Origin of the sequence: Halorussus lipolyticus (genome assembly GCF_029338375.1) — an archaeon.
In the GTDB taxonomy this organism is placed as follows: Archaea; Halobacteriota; Halobacteria; order Halobacteriales; family Haladaptataceae; genus Halorussus; species Halorussus lipolyticus.
In genome coordinates this window covers 241,911-265,667 of sequence record NZ_CP119804.1, presented here as the reverse complement: position 1 = coordinate 265,667, position 23,757 = coordinate 241,911, and the positions used below count along the sequence as shown (strand labels likewise).

Genomic DNA, 23,757 nt, shown 5'->3' with positions numbered 1-23,757 from the left:
GAACGTAGCCAGCAAAAAGCCACCGGTCCCCGAGGGTTTAAGTCCGAAAGCGCGGCCAACCCTGCGCGTGTCGCCCCCTATTTCGTCCTCCTCGGTAGTACTGGTCGCGGTCGTCCTGCTCGCGGTCGTCGCGCCGGCGACTGCACCGCCAGCGACCGCGACTGACGGGAACACGCCCACGGACACCCCGAACGCGGACGCGACTCCCGAAATCGTCGCGGTCTACCCGAACCCCGTGGCCGACGGCGATTCTGGCGAGTTCGTGGTCGTGCGCTTCCCGGAGAGTCCGACCAACGCCTCCCACTGGTCGCTCGCCGACGGCGAATCGACAGTCTCGATTCCGAACGCGACCGTCTCGGGCCGGGTCGCGTTCTCGCCCGACCCCGAGGACGCCCGGAACCTGACCGACGTGACGGTCCTCGGCCTCGCGGGCGACCTCTCGCTGGCCAACGGCGGCGAACTCCTCCGACTCGTTCGGGGGAACGCGACGGCCTCGACCGCAACCTACGAGGACGCCCCGGAAGGCGAACGCTGGCACCGCGTCGAGACCCGGACCGCGAGCGCCGACGCTCGCTGGCGGTGGACGCCCCTCGGCGCGACCGACTTCGGGGTCCGCCACGCCGGCCCGACCGAGGCCCGCGCCTTCGTCCTGCCCGACGCGCCCGCGGTCCCGCTCGAAACCATCCGGGAGGCCGACCGGCGCGTCCTGCTGGCGGGCTACACCTTCTCCTCGCCCAGAGTCGCCGACGCGCTCGCCGCCGCCGTCCGGCGCGGCGTCTCCGTTCGCGTGCTGGTGGACGGCGCACCCGTGGGTGGGCTTTCGCGGCGCTCGGCCAAACTTCTGGACTCGCTGGTGGCCCGAGGAGTCGAGGTCCGGGTCGTCGGCGGCCCCCGAGCGCGCTACGACTTCCACCACGCGAAGTACGCCGTCGCGGACGACCGGGCGCTCGTGATGACCGAGAACTGGAAGCCCTCAGGCACCGGCGGTAACGCCAGCCGTGGGTGGGGCGCGGTGGTCCGGAGCGAGGAGACCGCCGACCAGCTCGCGGGAGTCTTCCGCGCGGACGCCGGATGGCGCGGCGCGACGCCGTGGTCGGCGTTCAGTCGCGGCCAAAGCTTCACCCCCGCCGACGGCGCACCCGCGAACGGTTCGTACCCCGCCAAAATCCCAGCGGAAAACGTAGACGTTGCTCAAAGTAGTGTAATTATTGCTCCAGACAACGCAGAGAATGCTCTGGTTCGCCTACTCGACTCCGCCGACGAGTCGGTGCGCGTCCAACAGGTTTCCATCGGCGGGAAGCGCCACTCGCTTCTGCGGGCAACCCTCGGAGCCGCGCGTCGAGAAGTCTCGGTCGAAATCCTGCTGTCCAGCGCGTGGTACGTCGAGGAGGACAACCGAAAACTAGTCGAGTGGCTAAACGACCGCGCCGAGGCCGAGAACCTCCCCCTCGACGCCCGGATGGCCGACCCCCGCGGGCGCTACGAGAAGATTCACGCCAAGGGCGTGGTCGTGGACGGCGAGGCCGCAGTCGTCGGCAGTCTGAACTGGAACAACCATTCGGCGCGGAAGAACCGGGAAGTCGCCGTGATTTTGCGCGGCGAGGAGGTCGGCGGATTCTACGCCGGGGCCTTCGATAGCGACTGGAAAGCCAGCGCGGGCGGGCCGGGCGGCGGAGCGAGTCGGCTACCGGTCGGACTACTCGGCGCTGTCGCTGTCGGGGCTATCGTGGCGCTCGCCGTCGCAAAACGAGAGGTGATTTTCGAGAAACGTCGCTGAATCAGTCGTCCTGCTCGTGGCCGACCGTCGTACTCTGCAGTTCCTCGTCGATTTCGGCGTCGGCCATCTTCTCGACCAGCGCGTCCAGCACTTCCTCGCGCATGCCGGGGACGAACTTGATGGACCCGACCACGAGGTGGCCGCCGCCGGAGACGCCGCCGCCGACGATTTCCTCGTTGAGTTCCGTCACCATCTCGGGGATGTCGAGACGCACGCCGTCAGACCGCAGGACCGCGAAGTCCGGGCCGTAGCCGATGGTGATGACCGGTTCGCCGGTCTGCTGGACCTTCCGGTCGTGGATTTCGCCCGTCGTCTTGCCCGGCGCGGGGTAAGTGAATCGGTGGGCGTGGTTCTCCACGTCGATGCGGTAGAGGTTGGCCTCGCTGTCGAGTCGCTCGTGTTCGACGTGGGGCATCGCGGCGTCGAGTTGGTCCTCGACCTCGGACTCGGCGGTGTCGGCGAGGAACGAGACCAGTTCGCGGTGGCGCTGTTCGTCGTCACTGCCGACGTTCAACACGTCGTTGATGAGGTTGCGCCCGGCGTCGTACTTCAGCCAGTGGGCCTCGTAGTCCAGCGCCTCGCCGATGTCGCGGAGGGTGGACTCCTCGTAGCCTTCCTCCTCGGCGAGGTCCACGTAGTCGGCCATCACGTCGGCCTTCGACCGGTCGCAGAGACCGGCGACGGCGGGGACGTGCTGGAGTTCCTCGGTAATCGGCGGCCAAATCATCCGGGCCAACTCGACGCACATCATCCCGGTCGTGATGCGGTAGTCCTCGTCGTAGAGGTACGGGTTTACGTGGTTGTCCACGTAGGGTTCGACCGCCTCGGGGTCGGGGTGGTGGTGGTCAACGACCACGATGGGGATGTCGTAGTGGGCCAGATTCTCGTAGGCGGGCACGTCCTCGGCGGTACTCCCGTTGTCGAGCATCAGCAGGAGCGGGAGTTTCTGGCCGTGGCGGGCTTGGTCTTCGAGCGCGAAGTTGAGGTCCCGCGTCACGTCCTCCATCTCGTAGAAGGGAGCCTTCGAGGGCAGGCGCTTGAACAGGTGGCGCTTGGCCTCGGGGTCTTGGTGGGTGTCCTCGATGAACTGCTCCAAGGCGTACTGGACCGGAATCGAGGCGCACATCCCGTCGCCGTCGGCGTGGTGGCGGACCCGAATCGGCCGGCTTTCGAGGACGGTCCGGCGAAGTTGCGCGGCGACCTGCTTCAGGTCGGGGAACATCTGGGTCAGCGCGGGCCACTCCACGAGCGGTTCGGGGTCGTGGGGTTCGGCGCGCTCCTCGAAGGCCGCTTCGAGGCGCTCGCGCACGTCGTCGGCGTCGCCGTCGGCCAGCACGTCGAGCGAATCGACCTCGACCTGTAGGGCGTTGTCGCGCTCCTCGACCGTGCCGGTCACGCGAATCACGTCGTCGATTTCGACCTCGGGGTAGGCCCGGACGCCGGCCTCCTCGAAGGCGGCGCAGGGGATGACTCCCGTCTCGTCGCTGACGTGGAAGATGGTCGGGCCGCCGGTCTGCTTGATTTGGACGACCTCGCCTTCGAGGTGGACGGTCTCGCCGATTTCGTCGCCGAGTTCGCCAGCGTCGGCGATGTCGTAGTCGTGACCGACCTCGACGGTCTCGTACTCGTCGAGTTCCACGGGGTCGAAGCTCAGGTCGCCATTCTCCCGAATCTCGGTCAACTCGACCACGAGGTCGTCGCCGACCTCGTAGCTTCCCTCGTAGTTCGACTCGTGAGCGAGTCCGGAGACCGATTCGGAGAGGTCCACGAACACGCCGTAGTCCACCACGCCGTTGACGGTGGCGTGGTAGTAGTTACCCTCTGCTACGTCTTCGAGGGTGCAGTCCGGGTCGAGGTCGTAGACGACAGTCTCCTCGCCCGAGTCAGCAGTAGATGTCATTCTTGCCCGTGGTTTCGGTTCGGCCGAGTTTAAGAGTTTGCAACTGGATTCGTGTGTCGTTCGGAGAGCCGTCTCGGTCATCGGCGCGCAAACTTTGCTAGTAAAAAAGCGTCTCAGCACACCCCTCACCGGGTGTGGGGTCGGGTCGAACTGCTATCAGACGGACCGTCCGAGCCGTCTACCGCCGGCGTTCGGTCGGCAGACGTCTACTGACGACCTTCGCAGTAGGTCGTCCACTTGCAATCGTAGAATCCGCTCCGGTCTCTCGCCTGCCGAGTTACGGTCGTCGCGTTCAGCGACTGTCGGCCCTGCGTACCGTTCGCGTCCAGCGTCGCCGAGAACTCGCCTGCCGGACCCTTATCGACGCCGCCGGTCTCCGGACCGAACGTGGCGTCCTTGACGTAGACCTCTCCGGAGATGCCGAACTCTGCACCGCCGTACCCGACGGTTACGCCGACGCTCTTCTGGCGACCGTTGAGGTCGCTCGTAGAGGAGGGCGAAACGTCCGTGACCTCTTCGTCGGTACTGCGGATGTTCAGCTTGTTCCGCATGAACTTGAGGTGGGTCTCGTCGTGCCAGTAGTCGCTGTTGGTCTCGGTCTGCGACCAGTGCCAGTAGAAGTAGTGGTAGCGACCTTGGTCGTCCTTCTCGTTCGACTTGTAGACCGAGAGGAAGTGGTCGGTCGTCAGCAGGAGTCGTTCCGGCGTTCCACCGCGGACCTTGTAGTCCTGATTCCAGCTTTTCAAGTAGTTGAGGTTCTGGGTGTTGCTCGGTCCGCTACCGGAGGTAGTCATTACGTCGTCGCCGAACGCGCCGCTCTGGGTATCGACAGGCCCGGCGACGATACCCTTGGCGCTCTCCTCGCCGTACTTCTGGGCGAGACGTTGGATTTCGTCTTCGACTTCGCTCCGGCTGAGCGCGTTCTCATCCGACAGTCGGGTCGTTTTCGACTTCGCCCCGACCTTCTTCTCGCTCGCCTTCTCTGACGACGCGGCTTGTGCAGACCCAGCGACACCGAGAATTGTCGCCGAACCGGCTATCGTTTTTATCACGTTTCTTCGACTTGATGTGGTATCTTTTCTATCCACAAATAATATAAAAATTCCAACTGCATTAAGTTCTTTGTAAGTTAGTAATAATAAAATATTTTATACTTTGGTGGCGAATATATGCGGCACTCTGTCGTCGTTTCGGCTATCGTCGGCGTAACAGCGACAAAACGAGGACCACGAGAGAGTTGCGGTATCGCACGCCCCGATAGCGACTGCTACGAAGTGGTCGCCCCGCTACTACCGGTCGTCTGCGAGGAGCATCTCGAGTAGAATCGTGCCGAATCGATGACCGACCCGTCTCCGTCCAAGACGGTGATGTCGAACGTCGTCGCGTCGTCCACTGCGAAGGTTATCTTTTGTCTCCCTTCCGTCACGCTCGAAACTGCGTGAACCGTCTCACCGTCCGAGCTAATTTCGATGCGTTCGACGTTCTCGCTTTTCACCTCGATGTGGAGTTCTACCTCCTCGAACTGGAGGATGTTGACGAACTCGAACGTCCCGTTCGCTGGGCGCTGTTCCACACCGCTCCGGCATCCATTACCTTGGCCGCCCGTCTCCATCGTGCCTTCGTTCGACCCGGAGCGCGTCAGAGCGACGTATCCGCCACCTGCCAGACAGCATGATACTCCCGCAAGGACCGACCTTCTTTTCACCATATTAACATTATTACTTATCCGGGGTGCAAAAACATTGTGGCTCGCTGAAACGAGTGGGTCGGGCGTCGCGCACCGGACTCCACGCGCAACGCAACCTTTAGAACGCGCCCGCCCGGAGTTTTGGCCATGCGGCTCTTTCGGTCGAGCGAAATCCTCGGTATCGCCGAGGAGGCCCTTCAGTTCGCCCTCGCGGCCTCCGAGGACGCTCACCCTCACGAGTACATGGGCTTTCTCCGGGGCGAGGACGCCAAGGCGCTCGGACTCGAACGCGACGGGACCGTCATCACCGACGTACTCGTCATCCCCGGCACCGAGTCCAACAGCGTGAGCGCCACGGTCAAGACCAGTCAAGTCCCCAATGACTTCAACTCGGTCGGGTCGGTCCACTCCCACCCGAACGGCGTCCTCAAGCCCAGCGACGCCGACCTCGCCACCTTCGGCAAGGGAAAGGTCCACATCATCATCGGCTACCCCTACGGCGACGACGACTGGAAGGCCTTCGACCGAGAGGGGAAGCCTCGGGAGTTGGACGTCCTCGACGTGTCGCTCCCGGAGGGCGAATCGTTCTTCGACTTCACGCAGGCCGACATCGACGCCGAACTTGACTACGACTTCGACGACGAGGAATTCACATGACGCACGTTATCGCACAGGGAACCTTCGACATCCTTCACCCCGGCCACGTCCACTATCTCCGGGACGCCAAGGCGTTCGGCGACCGACTCACGGTCATCGTCGCCCGCCGGGAGAACGTCACGCACAAGGAACCGCCGATTCTGCCCAACCGCCAGCGCCGGGACATGGTGTCCGCACTCGACCCGGTTGACGACGCCCGCGTCGGCCACCCCGACGACATCTTCGCGCCAATCGAGGAGATGGAACCGGACGTCATCGCGTTGGGCCACGACCAGCACCACGACGAGACCGCAATCGAGGAGGAACTCGCCCGGCGCGGCGTCGAGTGTACGGTCCGGCGTGCGGGACCGCGGGACCCCGAGTACGAGGGCGAACTCCTCTCTACTGGGCGGATTATCGACCGGATTCTGGAAGAACGCGGATAGAAACGGACTGTCTTCTTAGAGCGTTACAGCGAGTCCCACGCCTTCAGCGCCTTGGGGAGCGAACTCATGTCCGCAATCCAGCGCGCGGCGATGGCCTTCTTGAGGAACTGGGCGGGGTAGGAGTTGAACGTCCGGACCGGGAAGGTCATCCCGCCGGCCTTCACGTTGTGGGCGACTGCCGTCTCGCCGATGGAGACGACCGTCCCCTTGTCCTCGTGGGTCCACGTCTCCAGCGGTTGGTCGTTGATAGCGCGGGCGATGTTCTCGGCGACGACATCAGCGGCCTGCCACGCGGCCTGTGCAGTCGGCGGGGCGGGGTTGTCGCCTTGGTCGATGACGGCCGAGTCGCCGACAGCGAAGACGTTCTCGTCGCTGGTCTGGAAGTCCGACTCGCAGGTGACGCGGTTGTGTTCGTTGTCGAGGTTGCAGTCGTCCAGCGCGTCCTGCCCGGTGATACCGCCGGTCCAGACGAACACGTCGTAGTCGAGGGGTTCGCCCTCGTCGAAGTGGATGGTGTCCTCGTCGGCCTCCGTGATGGGGTCGTTGGTCATAATCTCGATGTCGGCCTCCTCGAGGTGGCGTCGGACCGCACCCTGCAGTTCGGAGTCCTGACCGGGCATGATTTCTTCGAGGGCCTCCACGAGGTAGATGTCTATGGGGGCGCGGCGCTCGTCGCGGAACTCGGCGACTTCGCCCGCGCTCTGGATGCCCGACAGACCGGCACCGCCGATGACGACCTTCGCGGGGTCGTTGCGCGAGGCCTGCGAGGCGGCCTCCTTGACCTGTTCGTGAATCTCGCGGGCGTCGTCCAGACCCTTGAGCGTCAGCGCGTTCTCCTCCATGCCGGGGATGCCGTAGTAGGCGGTCTGGCTACCGAGCGCGACCAGCAGGTAGTCGTAGTCCACCGTGTCGCCGTCGTCGAGTTCGACCGACTCGTCGTCGGTGTCCACGCCCTCGACTCGGGCCTGAATGAATTCGGTGCTGGGACTGGCGATTTCGCCGACCGGAATCGTAATGTCGTTCTCGACGCTCGGGTCGCTGATGACCCGGTGAGACTCGTGGAGAACGAGGTGGTAGTTGTTTTCCGAAATCCACGTGATTTCGGCGTCCGCATGTTCAAGTTCCTCTTCGAGCGTCTGGACCGCGCCTGCACCGGCGTAACCCGCGCCGAGTACGACGACCTTCTCAGTCATATCGGAAACTCCGGAGGCAGGGGATACAAAGGCTTTGAAACCCTGAAGGAGATGAGTGTGAGTATCTAGCACGAAAGCGGGCGAAAAACCGAGAATCGCCGGTGGAGATATTGAGAAGCTGAAAAGAGGGCTAGTGGTCTGGCTCCTCGGCGGGGGCTTCCATCGACTCGATTTTCAGGATGAGGATGTTGTTGGTATCGTCTTTCCCATCGACGGTCCCCTCGACGACGAGTTTCGACATCGGGGTGGGACCCACGCGAACCGAATCGCCCTCGTGGAACTCCCGGACCGACCCGCGGACGTGAATCTCGGCGCGACAGAGTTCGGGGTGGTGAACGCTTGCGAGGTCGATTTCTTCGACGTTGGCGTCCTCGACAACTTCGCCTTCGTGGTGGAGGAGGACCTCGGCCTCTTGGTCCATATCTTGAACGCCGAGGGCGTCGAAGGCGTTGGCGGTCGGCTTGTACCCCCCTTTCGGACCGGGCACGCCTTCGACCAGTTGGAGGGCCTTCAGGCTCTGCATCTGATTGCGGATAGTACCGGGATTGCGGTCTACTTCGTCGGCGATGTCCTCGCCTTTGACCGCGTCCTCGGTTTCGCGGTGGAGGTCTACGAGTGCGCGGAGAATCTTCTTCTGGCTGGCGGTCAGCTCGATAGTGGACATTGCCGAATCCTTGGCAATTGATTGCCTTAAATGGCACGAACCGGGAGAAGGCGTGCGGTCGGAGCACACTCTTACCCCCGGCTACAGTTAACCCCCTCGCATTCAGACGGCCTGCGCCGGAGTCGCCCGGAGTCCGGTCCAGACCTACCGAGAGAACGACACCGATTTCACGGTGGCCGAGGTGAATCGAACTATGAACGGCAAGCGCGTGCTGGTAACCGGCGGTGCAGGCTTCATCGGGTCGAATCTGGCGAACCGACTCGCCGAGGACAACGACGTAATCGCGGTGGACGACCTCTATCTCGGCACGCCCGAGAATCTGGCCGACTCGGTGGAGTTCCACGACGTGAGCGTCGTCGAGGACGACCTGCCGACCGAGGAGGTAGACGTGCTGTTCCACCTCGCCGCGCTCTCGTCGTATCCCATGCACGAGGAGGACCCTGCCAAGGGCGCACGAGTCAACGTCGAGGGGTTCGTCAACACCGTCGAGCAAGTCCGAGAGGACGGGTGTGACACCGTGGTCTACGCCTCGACCTCCTCTATCTACGGCGACCGGACCGAACCCTCGCCCGAGGAGATGGACGTGAAAGCCCGAACCGGCTACGAGGCGTCGAAACTCGCCCGCGAACGCTACGCCGAGTACTTCGCGTACCACTACGACATGAACATGGCAGGCATGCGCTTTTTCAGCGTCTACGAGGGCTTCGGCGGCGCGGAGGAACACAAAGACGAGTACGCCAACCTCATCGCCCAGTTCGCCGACGAACTCGCCAACGGGGAATCCCCGGTCATCTACGGCGACGGCACTCAGACGCGGGACTTCACCCACGTCTCGGACATCGCTCGCGGTCTGGAACTCGCCGCCGACCACGAACTCACCGGCATCTACAACCTCGGCACCGGCGAGTCCTACAGCCTCAACACGCTGGTAGAGCGCCTCAACGACGAACTTGGCACCGACATCGAACCCGAGTACGTCGAGAACCCCATCCCCGAGAAGGTCTACGTCCACGACACGATGGCCGACTCCTCGAAGATGAAGGACGCGACCGGGTGGGAACCCGAAATCAGCTTCGACGAGGGCCTGAAGCGGGTCTGCTCGTACTACGAATAAGCAAGCACTCGACTTCTCGACCTACCGCCGATTTCGACATCTCGACCGACCACTCGCGTCACTCGGTGAACCACTCCCCTTCCTTGGCGGACTGAAAGGGCGAGCGGGGTTCGCGTTTACGTGGTCGTCTCAGCGACCCCTATCCGAAGGTGAGCCGTCAGGCGAACCGAGGATATGTCGCTGAGAGACCGCGAACCGCGCGAGGGCTTTCGAGACCACGACCTCTACGGTCCGTCTCCGACCGACTATCACGACTCTCACACGCAAGTGTAGCGCCGACCGAAAAGCACGTCTTCTTTATCCGGGGGTTTCGAAATTCCAAGCATGACCGAACAGGTGCGAATCATCGGCGTCCCGATGGACCTCGGCGCGGACCGACGCGGCGTGGACATGGGGTCGTCCACCATCCGCTACGCCGGACTGGCCGACGAACTCGACGCCCTCGGCTTCGACGTGACCGACGCGGGCGACCTGCACGTCCCGCGGGCCGAGGAGCGCGACCCAGAGGCCGAGCAACCCACCGAGGGCCACGCCAAGTTCCTGCGAGAGACCGCGGAGGTCTGCACGAACCTCGCCGACGAGGTGGCCGACGCCCTCGATTCGGGGGAGTTCCCGCTGGTGCTGGGCGGCGACCACTCCATCGCCATCGGGACCGTCACGGGGTCGGCGCGCGACGCCGACATCGGCGTGGTCTGGTTCGACGCTCACGGCGACTTCAATACGCCCGCGACCTCGCCCTCGGGCAACGTCCACGGGATGCCCTTGGCGGCGCTCCTCGGCATCGGCGACTTCGCCGATACCGAGTGGGCCAACGCGCCGAATCTCAGCGAGGAGAACGTCGCCATCGTCGGCCTCCGGAGTCTGGACGACGACGAGCGCAAGGCCATCCGAAACAGCGACGTGACCGCCTACACCATGTCGGACATCGACGAGCGCGGCGTCACTCCGGTCGTGGAGGACGCCCTCGACGTGGCCACCGACGGCACCGACGGTATCCACGTCAGCCTCGACATGGACTGGCTCGACCCGAAGGAGGCACCCGGCGTCGGGACGCCGGTCCGGGGCGGCGTCAACTATCGGGAGGCCCACACTGCCCTCGAAAAAGTGGCCGAGCGCGACGAGGCCGACGACGTTCTGCGGACCCTCGAAGTCGTGGAGGTCAACGCGATTCTGGACGAACACAACGAGACGGCGGAACTCGCTACCGAACTGGCCGCCAGTGGACTCGGGAAGCGTATCCTGTAGAACGACCTTTTTATTGCGAGCGAGGCCGCCGACAGCCGGCCTCGCTCGCGGTGAAACGGCGCAGAGCGCCGTATGCTGATTTTCGGCGGTTGGTCAGTTGGGTAGTCGCAGGTGACGACTGGCCGCTCGTTCGTCCGTGTGCTTGGGCGGAGTGTCGCCTCGTTCCGGGGGTACGAGCGCGGTTCAGGGCCAAGACCGGCATCGAGTGTGTGCAAACACATACATTCACTAAAGAAACATAAATAATTGTTAAAGAAATAAATAATTGTCTTTAGGCGGAGTACGAGACCAACGCCGGAAGCACCAACCGACGCGGAACCCCACGGAAAACCGACACTCCCAAGTCCGCCCGGCGCGCCCTGAGAGAGGGATGACCGACTACGACGCGATTCTGTTCGACAACGACGGCGTGCTGGTCGAACCCCCCTCGGACGAGACCCTGCGCCGGGCGGCCGAGGACGCCTTCCGCGCGGTGGGCGTCGAGGACCCCGAGGAGGCCCACGTCGCCGACGTTCTCCGAGGAGTAACCCCCGAAAGCCTACAGGCGGTCTGCGACCCCTACGACCTCGACCCCCACGAGTTCTGGTCGGCGCGGGACCGCCACGCCTCGGCGGCCCAGCGCGAGGAGTTCCGGGACGGCGACCGAGCGCGCTACGACGACGTGTCTGCCGTCACCGACTTGCCCCACGACTTCGGCATCGTGAGTTCCAACCAGCACGCGACCATCGAGTTCCTGCTGGACTTTTGCGAGTTCGCGGACCACTTCGACACCTACTACGGCCGCCAGATGGGCGTCGAGAGTCTGGACAAGAAGAAACCCGACCCGCACTTCCTCGAACTGGCGCTGGCGGACCTCGGGGCGGAGTCGGCGCTGTTCGTCGGCGACAGCGAGAGCGACGTGGAGGCGGCCCACCGCGCTGACCTCGATTCGGTCTTCATCCGGCGCGACCACTGCGAGGACGTGTCGCTCTCGGTCGAACCGACCTACGAGGTCCGAGACCTTCACGGAATCGCAGAAATCGTGCGGTAGCTACTCGCCGCTCTCGGCGTTCGCTACGTCTTCTGCGCTCTCTACGTCTTCAACGCTGTCCACCGCCTCTGCGCTCCCGTCTGGCGTCTCGGCGGGTAGCACGTCCACGCTGGCCACGCTGTCGCCGTCTTCGACTTCCATCACTTTCACGCCCATCGTGTTCCGGCCGACCTGCGAGATGTCCTCGGCCCGGATGCGCATGATTTGGCCGCCCTCGCTCATGATGACGAGGTGGTCGGCGGGACCGACCGACTTGACCGACGTGACGTCGCCGTTCCGGTCGCCGGTCTTGATGTCCACCAGACCCTTGCCGTTACGCGACTGCTTGCGGTACTCCGTGAGAGCGGTCCGCTTGCCGTATCCGCACTCGGTCACGGTCAGCAGGTCGCGGTCGGTCTCCGCGCCGACCGCAACCATCCCGGCCACTTGGTCGTCACCTTCGAGTCGGATACCCCGGACGCCCCGAGCGTTGCGGCCCATCTCGCGGGCCTCGTCCTCGTCGAACCGAATCGACATGCCCTCGCGGGTGGCGACCAGCAGGTCCGCCGACCCGTCGGTGACTTTCACGTCCACGAGTTCGTCACCGTCCTCCAACTTCGCGGCGATGATACCGGTCGAGAGGATGTTGTCGAACTCCGACGCAGAGGTCCGCTTGACGTACCCGTCTCGCGTGACCATACTCAGCGACTCGTCGTCCTCGAAGTCGTCGGTGTTGACCACCGCGGTAATCTCCTCGCCGTCGTCCAACTCCAGCAGGTTGATTGCCGACTTGCCCCGCGCCGTCCGGGACATCTCGGGAATCTCGTAGGTCTTCAGGCGGTAGACCTGCCCTTGGTTGGTGAAACAGAGGAGATAGTCGTGAGTGTTCGCGCGGAACACCTTCGACACCCTGTCGCCCTCCTTGATGTCGCCGCCGATGATGCCCTTGCCGCCGCGGTTCTGGGCGTCGAACTGGGCCACCGGCATGCGTTTCACGTAGTCCTGCTCGGTGACGACGACCACCACGTCCTCCTCGGGAATCAGGTCCTCGCGCGTCACCTCGTCGGTGTTCTCGATGAACGAGGTCCGGCGCTCGTCGGCGTACTCGTCCTTGATTTCGAGGAGTTCCTCCTCGATGACCGCCAGCAGTTCCGACTCGGAGTCCAGAATCTCGTTCAGACGCTCGATTCGGGCTTGGACCTCCTCGTACTCGTCTTCGATTTCCGCGGACTCCATCGAGGTCAGACTCCCCAACTGCATCCGGACGATGTGGTCCACTTGGTCGCCCGAGAAGTCGTAGGCTTCCCGCAAGTCGGCCTTGGCGTCGTCGCGGTCCTCGGCGTCTCGGATGATGTCCACCACGTCGTCGGCGTGTTCGAGCGCCGTCAACCGGCCTTCGAGGATGTGGGCGCGGTCCTGCTTCTCTCGGAGTTCGTACTCGCTCCGGCGCCGGACGACCTCTTTCCGGTGGTCGAGGTAGTGGGCCAGCGTCTCCTTCAGCGAGAGGACCCGCGGTTGGCCGTCAACCAGCGCGAGGTTGATGACGCCGAAAGTCTTCTCCAAGAAACTCTCCAGAAGCTGATTTTTGACGACCTCGGCCATCGCGTTCTGCTTCAGTTCCACGACGATGCGAATGCCGTCGCGGTCGGACTCGTCGCGCAGGTCCCGAATCCCCTCGATAGAGCCGTCGTTGACCGCGTTCGCAATCTTCTCGACCATCCGGGCCTTGTTGGTCTGGAAGGGCAGTTCCGTGATGATGATGCGGTCCGAACCCTTCTCGCGCTCCTCGATTTCGTACTCGGCGCGAACCCGGATTCGGCCGCGTCCGGTCTTGTAGGCCGCGTGAACCGCGTTCTTTCCGACGATGTTCGCGCCGGTCGGGAAGTCCGGTCCCTTCACGTGTTCCATCAGGTCCTCGACCGTCGCGTCGGGATTCTCGATGAGTTCGACCGTCGCGTCGATGACCTCACCGAGGTTGTGGGGCGGGATGTTCGTGGACATTCCGACCGCGATGCCCGACGACCCGTTCACCAGCAGGTTGGGGAACGCCGACGGAAGCACGTCGGGTTCGGTCAGTCGGTCGTCGTAGTTGGCCGAGAAGTCCACGGTGTCCATCTCGATGTCGGCCAGCAGTTCCTCGGCGATGGGGGCCATCCGGGCCTCTGTGTACCGCATCGCGGCGGCGGGGTCGCCGTCCACGGACCCGAAGTTCCCCTGTCCGTCCACGAGGGGATAGCGCATCGAGAAGTCCTGTGCCATCCGGACCAGCGAGTCGTAGATGGCGCTGTCGCCGTGGGGGTGGAAGTTACCCATCGTCTCGCCAACGATGGACGACGACTTGCGGTGGCCCGAGCCGCTGGTGACGCCCTCCTCGTGCATCGCGTAGAGGATGCGTCGGTGGACCGGTTTCAACCCGTCCCGAACGTCCGGGAGGGCGCGACCCGCGATGACGGACATCGCGTAATCGATGTAACTCTGCTCCATCTCGTCTTCGATGCGGGCGGTTTCGACGCGCGCCGCATCTACGTCAGTCGGTTCTGGTACGTCTGAACTCATATGTTGTGTCGGTGGTGTTTCTCGACTGCCGACGGTTAGATGTCTACCCACTCGGCTTCCGTCGCGTGTTCCTTGATGAACTCCTTGCGGGGTTCGACCGCATCACCCATCAGGACCGAGAACATCTTGTCCGCGGCCGCGGCGTCCTCGACGGTGATTCGCTTGAGAATCCGGTTCTCGGGGTCCATCGTGGTCTCCCATAGCTGGTCGGGGTTCATCTCGCCAAGCCCCTTGAATCGCTGGACCTGCGTGGGGGTACCGTCGCACTTCTCCTCGATGATTCGCTCGCGTTCCTCCTCGGTCATGGCGTCGTAGGTGTTACCGCGATACCTGACCCGGTAGAGGGGCGGTTGGGCGGCGTAGACGTATCCGGCCTCGATGAGGGGCTTCATGTGCCGGTAGAGGAGCGTCAACAGAAGCGTCCGGATGTGCGCGCCGTCCACGTCGGCGTCGGTCATGACGATAATCTTCTGGTAGCGCGCTTCTTCGATGTCGAACTCCTCGCCGATGCCGGTGCCGATGGCGGTGATGAGCGACCGAATCTCGTCGTTCTCCAAGATGCGGTCGAGGCGGTGTTTCTCGACGTTCAGAATCTTCCCCTTGATGGGAAGGATGGCCTGATTCTCGCGGTTTCTGCCCTGTTTGGCTGAACCGCCAGCTGAGTCGCCCTCCACCACGAATAGCTCCGAATCGCTTGGGTCTCGGGACTGACAGTCCGCCAACTTGCCGGGGAGCGCGGTCGATTCCAGCGCGTTCTTTCGCCGGGTTAGCTCCTCGGCCTTCTGGGCGGCCTTCCGGGCCTTGGCGGCCTCGACGGCCTTCGAGACGATGGCCTCGGCGGTGGTCGGGTTCTCCTCGAAGTAGGTCGCCAGTCCGTCGTGGACCGCCGACTCCACGATGCCCCGGACCTCGCTGTTGCCGAGTTTGGTCTTGGTCTGGCCCTCGAACTGCGGGTCGGGGTGTTTGACCGAGATGACTGCAGTGAGGCCCTCGCGAACGTCCTCGCCCTTCAGGTTCTCGTCCAAGTCACCCAAGAGGTTGTTCTCGTTGGCGTAGTCGTTTACGAACCGCGTCAGGGCGGTCTTGAACCCGGTGAGGTGGGTCCCACCCTCGCGGGTGTTGATGTTGTTGGCGAAGGCGTGGATGGACCCTTGCAGTTCGTCGGTAGCCTGCATCGCCACCTCGACTTGGATGTTCTGGTCCTCGTCCTCGAAGTAGATGACCTCTTGGTGGAGGGGGGTTTTGGTCTCGTTCAGATACTCGACGAACTCCCGGATTCCGCCCTCGTACTCGAAGGTGTCGGACTTCCCGTCATCTCCTCGCAAGTCGGCCAGCGAGATGCCGACCCCGGAGTTGAGGAAGGCCAGTTCGCGCAGGCGACTCTCCAGCGTCGAGTAAGTGAACTCGGTGGTCTCGAAGATGTCGCTGTCGGGCCAGAACCGGATTTCGGTGCCGGTCTCCTCGTCGTCCTCGAGGTCCCGAACGCGCTCCAGTTCGGTGGTCGGTTCGCCGCCCTCGAACTCCTGATGCCAGAGCGCGCCGTCGCGCTTGACCTCGACTTCGAGGAGTTCCGAGAGGGCGTTGACGACACTCACGCCGACGCCGTGGAGGCCGCCGGAGACCTGATAGGACTTGTTGTCGAACTTGCCGCCCGCGTGGAGGACGGTCAGAATGACTTCGACCGCGGGCTTGTCGTACTCGTCGTGAGTGTCCACGGGGATACCCCGCCCGTCGTCGGCGATGGAGACCGACCCGTCGTCGTGGATGCTCACATCAATCGAGTCACAGTAACCGGCGAGTGCCTCGTCGATAGAATTGTCAACGACTTCGAACACGAGGTGGTGTAACCCTCGTGCGTCGGTAGAACCGATATACATCGCCGGGCGTTTTCGGACGGCCTGTAAGCCTTCGAGAACCTGAATTTGCCCGGCCCCGTATTCACTTTCCTGACTCATAAAACCTGATTCAGGATAGCGGTTCCGCATTGATAAATCCCTCGCACACGCGCGCGCGAAACCGGTGTCACGATTCCGAGAAAATGCCCGGAATCCTGACCTTTCGTCGCGGGTCGTCGCTAATCGCCGGTCACGTCCGCTTGGTCGAGTTCGCCCATCTCCTCGATGGAGATGCCGCCGGTGAGTTGCCGGTAGGGGTAGGGCATGTCGATGCCTTCGGCGTCGAATCGCTCCTTGACGCCCTTGACGTGTTCGGAGAGGACCGACTTGAACTTGCCCCGTTCGGGGTTGGCTATCCAGATTCTGGATTCGAGGCCGACGTAGGAGTCGGCGAGTTCCGTGGTCCGGACCGAGGGTTCGGGGTCGTCCAGCACGTCCGGGAGCGAGCGAGCGTCTTCGAGGATGATGTCGGCGGCCTCGTCGATGTCGTCGTCGTACCCGATACCGAAGACGAACTGGAGGCGGAGTTTGTCGTTGGCCATCGGGTTCGTGACCGCGTTGTTGGCGAGTTCGGAGTTGGGAACCGTGACCACCTCGTTGTTGAACGTTTCGAGTTTCGAGACCCGGAGGTCGATTTCCCGGACCACGCCCGACTGGCCGTTCCATTCTATCCAGTCGCCGACCTCGAAGGGCTTGTCCTTGAGAATGAATATCCCCGCGACGAAGTTTGAGATGAGGTCTTGGGCGGCGAACCCGAGTGCTAACGCGAGGGCACCGCCGAGCGTGGCGAAGGCCGCGAGAAAGCTTCCGAACCCGGCGACCGTGAACGCGACTGCGATGGCGACGAACAAGGCGAGCGCTCTGGCGGTGTTGGCCGCGAGTTGGACGACGGTTCGGTCGAACCCGCGGGCCGACAGCGACCCGCGGACGAGTTTCACCAGCACGTATCGCACCAGAAGGTAGACCACCACGAAGGCGACCACGAACGAGACGACCGCCCAGAGGAGGTCCCCGAACTGCGCGACGAACTCCTCGATGGTGGTCGGCCAGTCGAACTGTTGGAGCGGTAGCATGCTCCTGCCATATCGGCGACATTCGACAAATGAGTTCGGGTCGAAACAAGCGATTACTAGTCGGCGGATACCCGCGAGGAGTGATACCGACGAGTAAGCACCACCAAACCGTCCGGGGAGCGTCAGGCTTGCGTCGAGGAGTCCATCGTCCGCACCCTCCGAACCGATTGGGTCCTCGGTCGCGCCAGCAGGGTGACCGCGACCGAACGTCCCCGAACGATTATGACACTGATAGTCGTGTTCCCCGACGGGATAACGATGGGGGAGACACGACGGCAGTTCCTTCGAGCGACGGGAGCCACAGCACTCGCAAGTCAACTCGGCATCACTGCGACCGCCCAATCCGACGGGGTACGCCTCCTGCTGAATTGGAAGCCTAACGGACTTCACGTGCCCTACTACGCCGCCAAAGCGCGGGGCTACTACGACCAGCAGGGCGTGACCCTCGCCGAGATTCAGTCCGGGCAGGGGTCGGACTTCGCGGCCAAGCAGGTCGGCCTCGGCAACACCGAGTTCGCCATCACCGGCGCGAGCCAGATACTCAACATCAACACCCGCGGACTGAATCCCCAATCGGTCGGCGTCGTGATGCAGAAAAGCCCGGTGGTGGTGTTCACGACCCGAGACGCCTTCGGCAGTGAGATGGAGCGCATCGACCAACTCGCGGGCAAGACGGTCGGCACCGGTCCCGGCATGGTCCGGATTCTCACCAAACTCCTGCTGGAGGAGCAAGGCGTACTCTCAGAGGTCGAACTCGTGGATACGGGCTTCGACACGGTGCAACAGCTCTTAGGGGGCAAAATCGACGCCGCCGGAGGAGTGTTCGCCGACGCGGTGGTGGCGCGCCAGTCCGCGGAGACAGTCTACTCGATTCCGGTGGCCGAGACCATCCCCTCCTACGGCCACGTCGTCGGCACGAATCCGGAGTTCGCCGAGGCCAACCCCAATGTCGTCCGGGGGTTCCTGAACGCCACCGCCCGCGGAGCGGCGTGGGCCACCGACAACCCCGACGAGGCCACCGACATGCTGGTCGCGGCCAACCCCGCGCTCGAAGAAACTGCCGAGACCCAGCGCGCGAAGTGGGTCGAGATGGCCAGCGACTACGTTCTCTCCGAATCGGTCCGCCAGCACGGGTGGGGATGGAGCGACGCCCAACCGTGGGAGACGATGTATCGGGCGCTTCTGGACGCCGACCTCCTCGGCGGTGAGACCGACCCCGCGTCGGTCTGGACCAACGACCACCTCGATACGGACTACCAGTTCGTCGGCGAGTACGCCGAACAGGTCACGCCGTCCGAATCGACCGCCACGACCACCGGAACCGACGCGGAGACGACGACCGAGGACAGGAGCAACTGATGGCCAAACCGGGGTCGCCGGCGTCCGGCGCGGGCCGGTCGGATGCGAGCGGACCGAACACCACTCCGGCGCGAGCGTCCGGTTCGCGGTCCCTCACCGAGTCCGCATCCGCGTTCGTCGGGCGGGCTGTCCCGCCGGTTGGTGTGGCAGTAGTCCTCGTCGTCGGGTGGTGGGCGACTGCCCGGACCGCCGAAGTCCCGAGCGTGGTCTTCCCGAGTCCGGGCGACGTGGCCGGGGCGCTCGCCGAGAATTGGCCCGAACTGGTCGAGGCCGCCGGCGTCACGGCGCTGACCGCCGGGAGTGGACTGGTGGCGGGGGCGCTGGTCGGTGGCGTCCTCGCTGTGGCGATGTCGGCGTCCGAGACGACCCGCGCGGTGGTCCGACCCTACGTGGTCGCCCTCCGGGTGGTCCCCGTCGTCGCAGTCGCGCCGCTCCTCTTTCGGTGGTTCGGCGACGGGGTGCCGGCGCGGGCCTTGCTCGCCGGCACGCTGGCCGTCTTCCCGGTGACGATAGCGACGTATCAGGGGTTGTCCGCGACTCCCGAGGAGTTCGTGGCGCTGGCGCGGTCGGTCGGGGCCTCGGAACTCAGCCAGTACCTCTGGGTTCGCCTCCCGTCTGCCGCACCGCAGGCGTTCGCCGGTCTGCAAATCGCGGCCGCCGTGAGCGTCGTCGGCGCGGTGGTCGCCGAGTTCCTGACGCTGAAGGCGGGTATCGGCTATCGGGTGTTTCGGGCCTCGACGCGACTGCAGACCGCCCGGATGGTCGCCGCGCTCGGCGTGCTGGCGGTGTTGGGGGTCGGGTTCTATCTGGTGCCCGCGCTGGTCGAGCGTCGGGCCGACTGGGGGTAGGCCGCTACGAGTCCGACTCGACTTCCTTCCGCCCCGTCAGCGTCTCGGGATTGAGGCGGAACTGCCGGAACTCGACTTCTTCGGGCGGCCGGTCGAACACGTCCACCTCCGGGATGTCCACCGCCCACATCCCCTGCACCGCGGCCGAATCGTAGTCCATGTCGGACACGTCTTCGAGTCCGCCGGTAGCGACGACGCTCCGCCATCGCCCATCGGTTCGGGCGTGGGTGACGAACGTGACCGGGTTGTCGAGGAGGCCCGCCTTCCTGCTCCCGTCCGGGAAGGCGAGACGGAAGTAGAGGTGCCCGTCGCCGTCGTAGCCGTAGGAGACGGGCAGGGAGAAGGGTGGCTCCTCGATTTCGGTCGAGAACGAGAGGGTCCCCGTGCCGCCGTCTCCGAGAAAATCGTCCAGTTCCTGTTCGCTCAGTTGCACCCACCGAAGCCCTTCCATGCGTGGCGCTACGACGCCGGGAGAGAAAACGGCTTGGGGGCGCGGCGTTGCGCGCTGGCGACGGGAGGGTCCTGCCCGAAAGCAATATCCACATTCTTAAAAGACAGATTGTTAGATGTCTAAGCGTCTTTAAGATGTTCTTCGGACAACGATACAATTCCTTAGTCGAGTCGCCACGAAACCCGATTTTCGACTGCGACCACCGCGCCGTAGACCGCCATCCCCTCGGCGAACAGCACCGCGACAGCGGCCAGCACCATGTCGGTCTGGACGTTCTCCGCGCCGATGAGGACCAGATACCCAAGTCCGGCGTCGGTCAGAATCCACTCGGCGACTACCGCGCCGACCACCGCGAGGGCCGCCGACTGCTTGAGACCGGCGAACACCGAGGGGAGCGCGGCCGGAATCCGGACGAACAGGACGGTCCGGACTGGACCGGCCTCGACCGACCGGAGCAAATCGAGGTACTCGTCGGGGGTCTCGGCCAACCCCGAGGCGGAACTCACGAACGTCGGGAAGAACGCGACCAGCGCGACGAACACTGAGGCGGTCCTCGCCCCGGTTCCGAGATAGACCAGCAGGAGCGGCGCGACGGCGATTTTCGGGAGGACCCGCGCGGTCACCAGATACGGCGAGAGCGCCCGCCGGAGGAGCGTCGAGTGGGCCACAATCGCGGCCACGCCGAACCCGCCGACGACGCCCATCGCCCCGCCGACCAGAATCCGCCGGAGCGTAATCGCCCCGTTCCGGAGGTAGAGGCCCGGCCGGTCGGCGAGTCGCTCGGCGACGGCCACCGGCGTCGGAAGCAGGTAGGCCGGAATCCCCGCCAGCGCGACGACCGCCCACCACGCCAGCAGGCCCACCGCGAGCGCCCCAATCGGAAGCGAGAGACCGGCGGCCGGGATGCGGTCGGCGTAACTCATCGCCCTCGGAACGACGCCGCCATCAGCGTTCGTACCCCTCGTGGAGCGCAGTTCTGACCTGCGCGACCTGCTCCTGAAAGGCGGTGGTCCCGTACACCGATTCGTCGCGGGGCCGGGGCAGTTCCACGTCGAAGACGGCCTCGATTTCGCCGGGATTGGCGCTCATCACGACGCACCTGTCGGCGAGGAAGACCGCTTCGGGCACGCTGTGGGTCACGAACAGCACGGTCTTGCGCTGGTCGCGCCACACCCGCCGGACCTCGACGCCCATCTCCTCGCGGGTCAACTCGTCGAGTTCGCCGAACGGTTCGTCCATCAGCAGGACCGACGCCCCGAGGTGGAGCGCCCGAGCGATGGCGACCCGCTGGGCCATCCCGCCCGAGAGTTCGGCGGGCCGGGCCTCCTCGAACCCCTCTAACCCGACCGTCGCCAGCAACTCGCGGGCCTGCTGGCGGTCCGCTGATTTCCCGGCCATCTTCCGGAGGAAGACCACGTTTTCGAGCGCCGACTTCCACGGGAGGAGGGCGTGGCGCTGGAAGACGAAGCCGAACTCGCCGTCCTCTCTCGCACGGTCCGGCGGGTCGCCCTCGACTCTGACCGTCCCCTCGGTGGGGTCCTGTAACCCGCCGACCGTCCGGAGCATCGTGGTCTTCCCGCACCCGGAGGGACCGATGACCGTCACGAACTCGCCTTCGGCCACGTCGAGGTCCACGTCGGCCAAGGCCCGAACCGCCTCGAAATCGACCCCTACGCCGTCGAGTCGGATGGCCGTCCCGCGGCGCTCGGGGCGCTCGGGACGCTCTCGACTCGACTCGTCGGTCGCCCGCGCACCGGTTTCGTCCCCCACCATCGAGTTGTGACTACTGACGGCCCCGAACCATAGGTGGTTTACGCCTGTCTCGGCCCGCCACCGCCGAGGAGACCACGGTCGAACCGAGGAGTCGAGACGCGAAAACGAACCGCGGAGCTGACCGAATCTCGTCATGAACGTCGTGCAATATGACAATCGAGACGAGATACCTTAATAATTGATTATGTAGAACTATCTGGTTGGGTGACTGGCATGACTACTCCCGAGATACGTGGAGCGGTCCGAGACCGCTCCGGAAACCCGATACCGAACGCCGAAGTTCATCTGCGGCCCCCTGCAGACGACTCCACCGAAGCACGCGCCGAACGAATCGAACGAACCGAAACGACCGCCGACGGCCGATTCTCGCTCGGACTTCCGGGCGAGGCGGCCTCGCCGGAGACTCGCGCGACGGTCGAAGTGGTCCTCGCAGGTGAGGTCGTCTCCGAGGAGACCGCCCGCGTCGGCGACGACGTGACGCTCGAAATCGAGGCTCCTCGGAGCGCGGCGAACCGACCGACGCCTACCGCGATTCCCGACGGCGGGATGCCCTCGTTCAGCATGGAGACGATGATGAAACCGATGTCGAGGACGATGCCCCATCACGGGATGGCGGCCGAGCGCGGGATGCTCAACGTTCCCCGTACGCCGAGTCATCCGGGCCACGGCCGGTTCGGTCGGCTATTTCCGTACCTGAGTCCCGCCGACCACCCGCCGGAGTTTCTGGCCCACGTCGGACGCGACGGCGGACCGATGGAGGAGTCCGACGACCCGGACGAGCAGTCCGACGACATCTCGGTGTCCTCGGGCATCGTCTTCCTCGGGCAGTTCATCGACCACGACATCACGCTGGACCCGCTTTCGAGCCTCTCGCGCCAGAACGACCCCGACGCGCTCCGGAACTTCCGGACGCCCAGACTCGACCTCGACTCGGTGTACGGGTCGGGTCCCGAGGGGAGTCCCTTCCTCTACCAGCGCGCGCCGATGCCGGGGACCCCGAGTTCGGAGATGGACGACCCCGAGAAGTTCCTCCTCGGCGAGAACGACGCCGGGGACTTCGAGGACCTCCCGCGGAACTCCCAAGGCGTGGCGCTCATCGGCGACCCGCGAAACGACGAGAACCTCGTCATCTCGCAGTTACAGCACGCCTTCCACCGGTTTCACAACGCGGTCGTGGACGAAATTCGGGACGCCCCCGACGAGGAGGTCTTCGAGGAGGCCCAGCAGTTGGTTCGCTGGCACTACCACTGGATAGTGCTGAACGAGTTCCTGCCCGCGGTCTGCGACACGGACGTTCTCAGCGACGTGCTGGCCGAGCGCCGATACTTCCTCACCGAGCGCGACGACGAACCCTACATCCCGGTGGAGTTCGCCGGGGCGGTCTATCGATTCGGCCACGGGATGATTCGCCGCGAGTACGACGTGAACGACAGTTCCGGCAGTCTCCCGCTATTCGGGCAGGATATGGCTAACAGTCTGGGCGCGGGGTTCCAGCCGGTTTCGTCGGATAACGTCGTGGACTGGCGGTACTTCTTCGACATCAATAGCTCGGGGAAAGTCGAGCAGAGCCGACCCATCGAGCCGAAACTGATGGCCGAACTGCTGAACCTGCCGTTCTTCCAGATGGCCGAGGGTCCGGACTTCGCGGCGTCGCTGGCATCCCGGAACCTCGTCCGAGGACGCCGACTCGACCTGCCCTCGGGGCAAGCCGTCGCCCGTGCGCTCGGCGAGGACCCCCTGTCGAACCAGCAAATCGGGTTCGACAAACTCATCCACGATTACAACGGCCAAGCCGGGTCGGGCCAGCAAGTGTCCGAGGAGACCGAGGCCCCGCTGTGGTACTACACGCTCGGAGAGGCCGACGAACTGGCCGACGGCGAACACCTCGGCCCGGTCGGCAGTCGCATCGTCGCCGAGGTGCTGGTCGGCCTCGTCGAGACCGACCCGAGTTCCTATCACGTCGTCCAACCGGAGTGGGACCCGACGCTTCCGACCTCCGACGCGGGGTCTGGCGTCTACACGATGGCCGACATGCTGGACTTCACGTTCGACTACACCGGCACGGTCTGAAATCTTTCGAGAAGTCCCGAACCGATGAAAAGACGGGAAACTCGACCGGGAAAAGTCGATT

The 23,757-nt window shown here is 64.4% G+C and carries 20 protein-coding genes; 9 read left to right on the top strand and 11 right to left on the bottom strand.

Annotation, left to right across the window (positions count from 1 at the left end; translation table 11 throughout):
- Positions 1–67 precede the first annotated feature (67 nt).
- Positions 68–1,777 carry a phospholipase D-like domain-containing protein gene (locus P2T57_RS01375; RefSeq protein ID WP_276300687.1) on the top strand — a complete coding sequence of 570 codons (1,710 nt, stop codon included), beginning with the start codon at positions 68–70 and terminating at the stop codon, positions 1,775–1,777.
- A 1-nt stretch (position 1,778) separates the two neighbouring features.
- Here P2T57_RS01375 and P2T57_RS01370 read toward each other — a convergent pair whose 3' ends face one another.
- The 3 genes from P2T57_RS01370 to P2T57_RS01360 form a co-directional block, all read right to left on the bottom strand.
- A complete protein-coding gene (locus P2T57_RS01370) occupies positions 1,779–3,677 on the bottom strand; it encodes a Hef-associated nuclease (protein ID WP_276300686.1) in 1,899 nt (632 codons plus the stop codon).
- A gap of 206 nt (positions 3,678–3,883) precedes the next feature.
- The gene (locus tag P2T57_RS01365; RefSeq protein ID WP_276300685.1) at positions 3,884–4,729 is read right to left on the bottom strand and encodes a hypothetical protein; all 846 of its coding nucleotides are present in this window, start codon (positions 4,727–4,729) and stop codon (positions 3,884–3,886) included.
- Between the two features lie 215 nt (positions 4,730–4,944).
- Positions 4,945–5,250 carry a hypothetical protein gene (locus P2T57_RS01360; RefSeq protein ID WP_276300684.1) on the bottom strand — a complete coding sequence of 102 codons (306 nt, stop codon included), beginning with the start codon at positions 5,248–5,250 and terminating at the stop codon, positions 4,945–4,947.
- A gap of 261 nt (positions 5,251–5,511) precedes the next feature.
- Between P2T57_RS01360 and P2T57_RS01355 the strand changes: the two genes are divergently transcribed.
- Together P2T57_RS01355 and P2T57_RS01350 are read left to right on the top strand one after the other, a co-directional pair.
- Positions 5,512–6,021, top strand: a complete 510-nt coding sequence (locus P2T57_RS01355; RefSeq protein WP_276300683.1) for a Mov34/MPN/PAD-1 family protein — start codon at positions 5,512–5,514, stop codon at positions 6,019–6,021.
- On the top strand, positions 6,018–6,446 hold the full coding sequence (locus tag P2T57_RS01350; RefSeq protein ID WP_276300682.1) for an FAD synthase family protein: 429 nt from the start codon (positions 6,018–6,020) through the stop codon (positions 6,444–6,446). The genes P2T57_RS01355 and P2T57_RS01350 overlap by 4 nt, the downstream gene beginning before the upstream one ends.
- Positions 6,447–6,469: 23 nt before the next feature.
- On the opposite strand, the gene P2T57_RS01345 is transcribed toward P2T57_RS01350, so the two are convergent.
- Both P2T57_RS01345 and P2T57_RS01340 read right to left on the bottom strand, forming a co-directional pair.
- Positions 6,470–7,639, bottom strand: coding sequence for an NAD(P)/FAD-dependent oxidoreductase (locus P2T57_RS01345; protein WP_276300681.1), 1,170 nt, complete (start codon positions 7,637–7,639; stop codon positions 6,470–6,472).
- Positions 7,640–7,769: 130 nt separating this feature from the next.
- The gene (locus tag P2T57_RS01340; RefSeq protein ID WP_276300680.1) at positions 7,770–8,303 is read right to left on the bottom strand and encodes an Rrf2 family transcriptional regulator; all 534 of its coding nucleotides are present in this window, start codon (positions 8,301–8,303) and stop codon (positions 7,770–7,772) included.
- Between the two features lie 193 nt (positions 8,304–8,496).
- On the opposite strand from P2T57_RS01340, the gene P2T57_RS01335 reads away from it, so the two are divergent.
- The 3 genes from P2T57_RS01335 to P2T57_RS01325 all read left to right on the top strand — a co-directional run bounded on the left by P2T57_RS01335 (position 8,497) and on the right by P2T57_RS01325 (position 11,692).
- A complete protein-coding gene (locus tag P2T57_RS01335; RefSeq protein WP_276300679.1) occupies positions 8,497–9,417 on the top strand; it encodes an NAD-dependent epimerase/dehydratase family protein in 921 nt (306 codons plus the stop codon).
- Between the two features lie 324 nt (positions 9,418–9,741).
- Positions 9,742–10,662: an arginase gene (gene rocF, locus P2T57_RS01330; protein ID WP_276300678.1), complete on the top strand. Its 921-nt coding sequence runs from the start codon at positions 9,742–9,744 to the stop codon at positions 10,660–10,662.
- 370 nt (positions 10,663–11,032) lie between these two features.
- The gene (locus P2T57_RS01325; RefSeq protein WP_276300677.1) at positions 11,033–11,692 is read left to right on the top strand and encodes an HAD family hydrolase; all 660 of its coding nucleotides are present in this window, start codon (positions 11,033–11,035) and stop codon (positions 11,690–11,692) included.
- Here the strand turns inward: P2T57_RS01325 and gyrA are convergent, their stop codons facing one another.
- From gyrA to P2T57_RS01310, 3 genes are all read right to left on the bottom strand, one after another.
- Positions 11,693–14,227 carry a DNA gyrase subunit A gene (gyrA, locus tag P2T57_RS01320; RefSeq protein ID WP_276300676.1) on the bottom strand — a complete coding sequence of 845 codons (2,535 nt, stop codon included), beginning with the start codon at positions 14,225–14,227 and terminating at the stop codon, positions 11,693–11,695.
- Positions 14,228–14,262: 35 nt separating this feature from the next.
- The gene (gyrB, locus tag P2T57_RS01315; protein WP_276300675.1) at positions 14,263–16,182 is read right to left on the bottom strand and encodes a DNA topoisomerase (ATP-hydrolyzing) subunit B; all 1,920 of its coding nucleotides are present in this window, start codon (positions 16,180–16,182) and stop codon (positions 14,263–14,265) included.
- A 119-nt stretch (positions 16,183–16,301) separates the two neighbouring features.
- The gene (locus P2T57_RS01310) at positions 16,302–17,195 is read right to left on the bottom strand and encodes a mechanosensitive ion channel family protein (RefSeq protein ID WP_276300674.1); all 894 of its coding nucleotides are present in this window, start codon (positions 17,193–17,195) and stop codon (positions 16,302–16,304) included.
- Positions 17,196–17,417: 222 nt separating this feature from the next.
- Here P2T57_RS01310 and P2T57_RS01305 point away from each other — a divergent pair, with 222 nt between their 5' ends.
- Complete coding sequence (locus tag P2T57_RS01305; protein WP_276300673.1) at positions 17,418–18,554, top strand: ABC transporter substrate-binding protein; 1,137 nt, start codon at positions 17,418–17,420, stop codon at positions 18,552–18,554.
- The gene (locus P2T57_RS01300; protein WP_276300672.1) at positions 18,554–19,402 is read left to right on the top strand and encodes an ABC transporter permease; all 849 of its coding nucleotides are present in this window, start codon (positions 18,554–18,556) and stop codon (positions 19,400–19,402) included. The genes P2T57_RS01305 and P2T57_RS01300 overlap by 1 nt, the downstream gene beginning before the upstream one ends.
- Before the next feature lie 4 nt (positions 19,403–19,406).
- On the opposite strand, the gene P2T57_RS01295 is transcribed toward P2T57_RS01300, so the two are convergent.
- The 3 genes from P2T57_RS01295 to P2T57_RS01285 all read right to left on the bottom strand — a co-directional run bounded on the left by P2T57_RS01295 (position 19,407) and on the right by P2T57_RS01285 (position 21,626).
- The gene (locus P2T57_RS01295) at positions 19,407–19,853 is read right to left on the bottom strand and encodes a pyridoxamine 5'-phosphate oxidase family protein (RefSeq protein ID WP_276300671.1); all 447 of its coding nucleotides are present in this window, start codon (positions 19,851–19,853) and stop codon (positions 19,407–19,409) included.
- A 161-nt stretch (positions 19,854–20,014) separates the two neighbouring features.
- Positions 20,015–20,776, bottom strand: coding sequence for an ABC transporter permease (locus tag P2T57_RS01290; RefSeq protein ID WP_276300670.1), 762 nt, complete (start codon positions 20,774–20,776; stop codon positions 20,015–20,017).
- A gap of 22 nt (positions 20,777–20,798) precedes the next feature.
- Entirely contained in the window at positions 20,799–21,626 is an 828-nt protein-coding gene (locus tag P2T57_RS01285; RefSeq protein WP_276300669.1) for an ABC transporter ATP-binding protein, read from the bottom strand.
- Between the two features lie 213 nt (positions 21,627–21,839).
- Here P2T57_RS01285 and P2T57_RS01280 point away from each other — a divergent pair, with 213 nt between their 5' ends.
- Entirely contained in the window at positions 21,840–23,696 is a 1,857-nt protein-coding gene (locus P2T57_RS01280) for a peroxidase family protein (RefSeq protein WP_276300668.1), read from the top strand.
- The last annotated feature ends 61 nt before the right edge of the window (positions 23,697–23,757 follow it).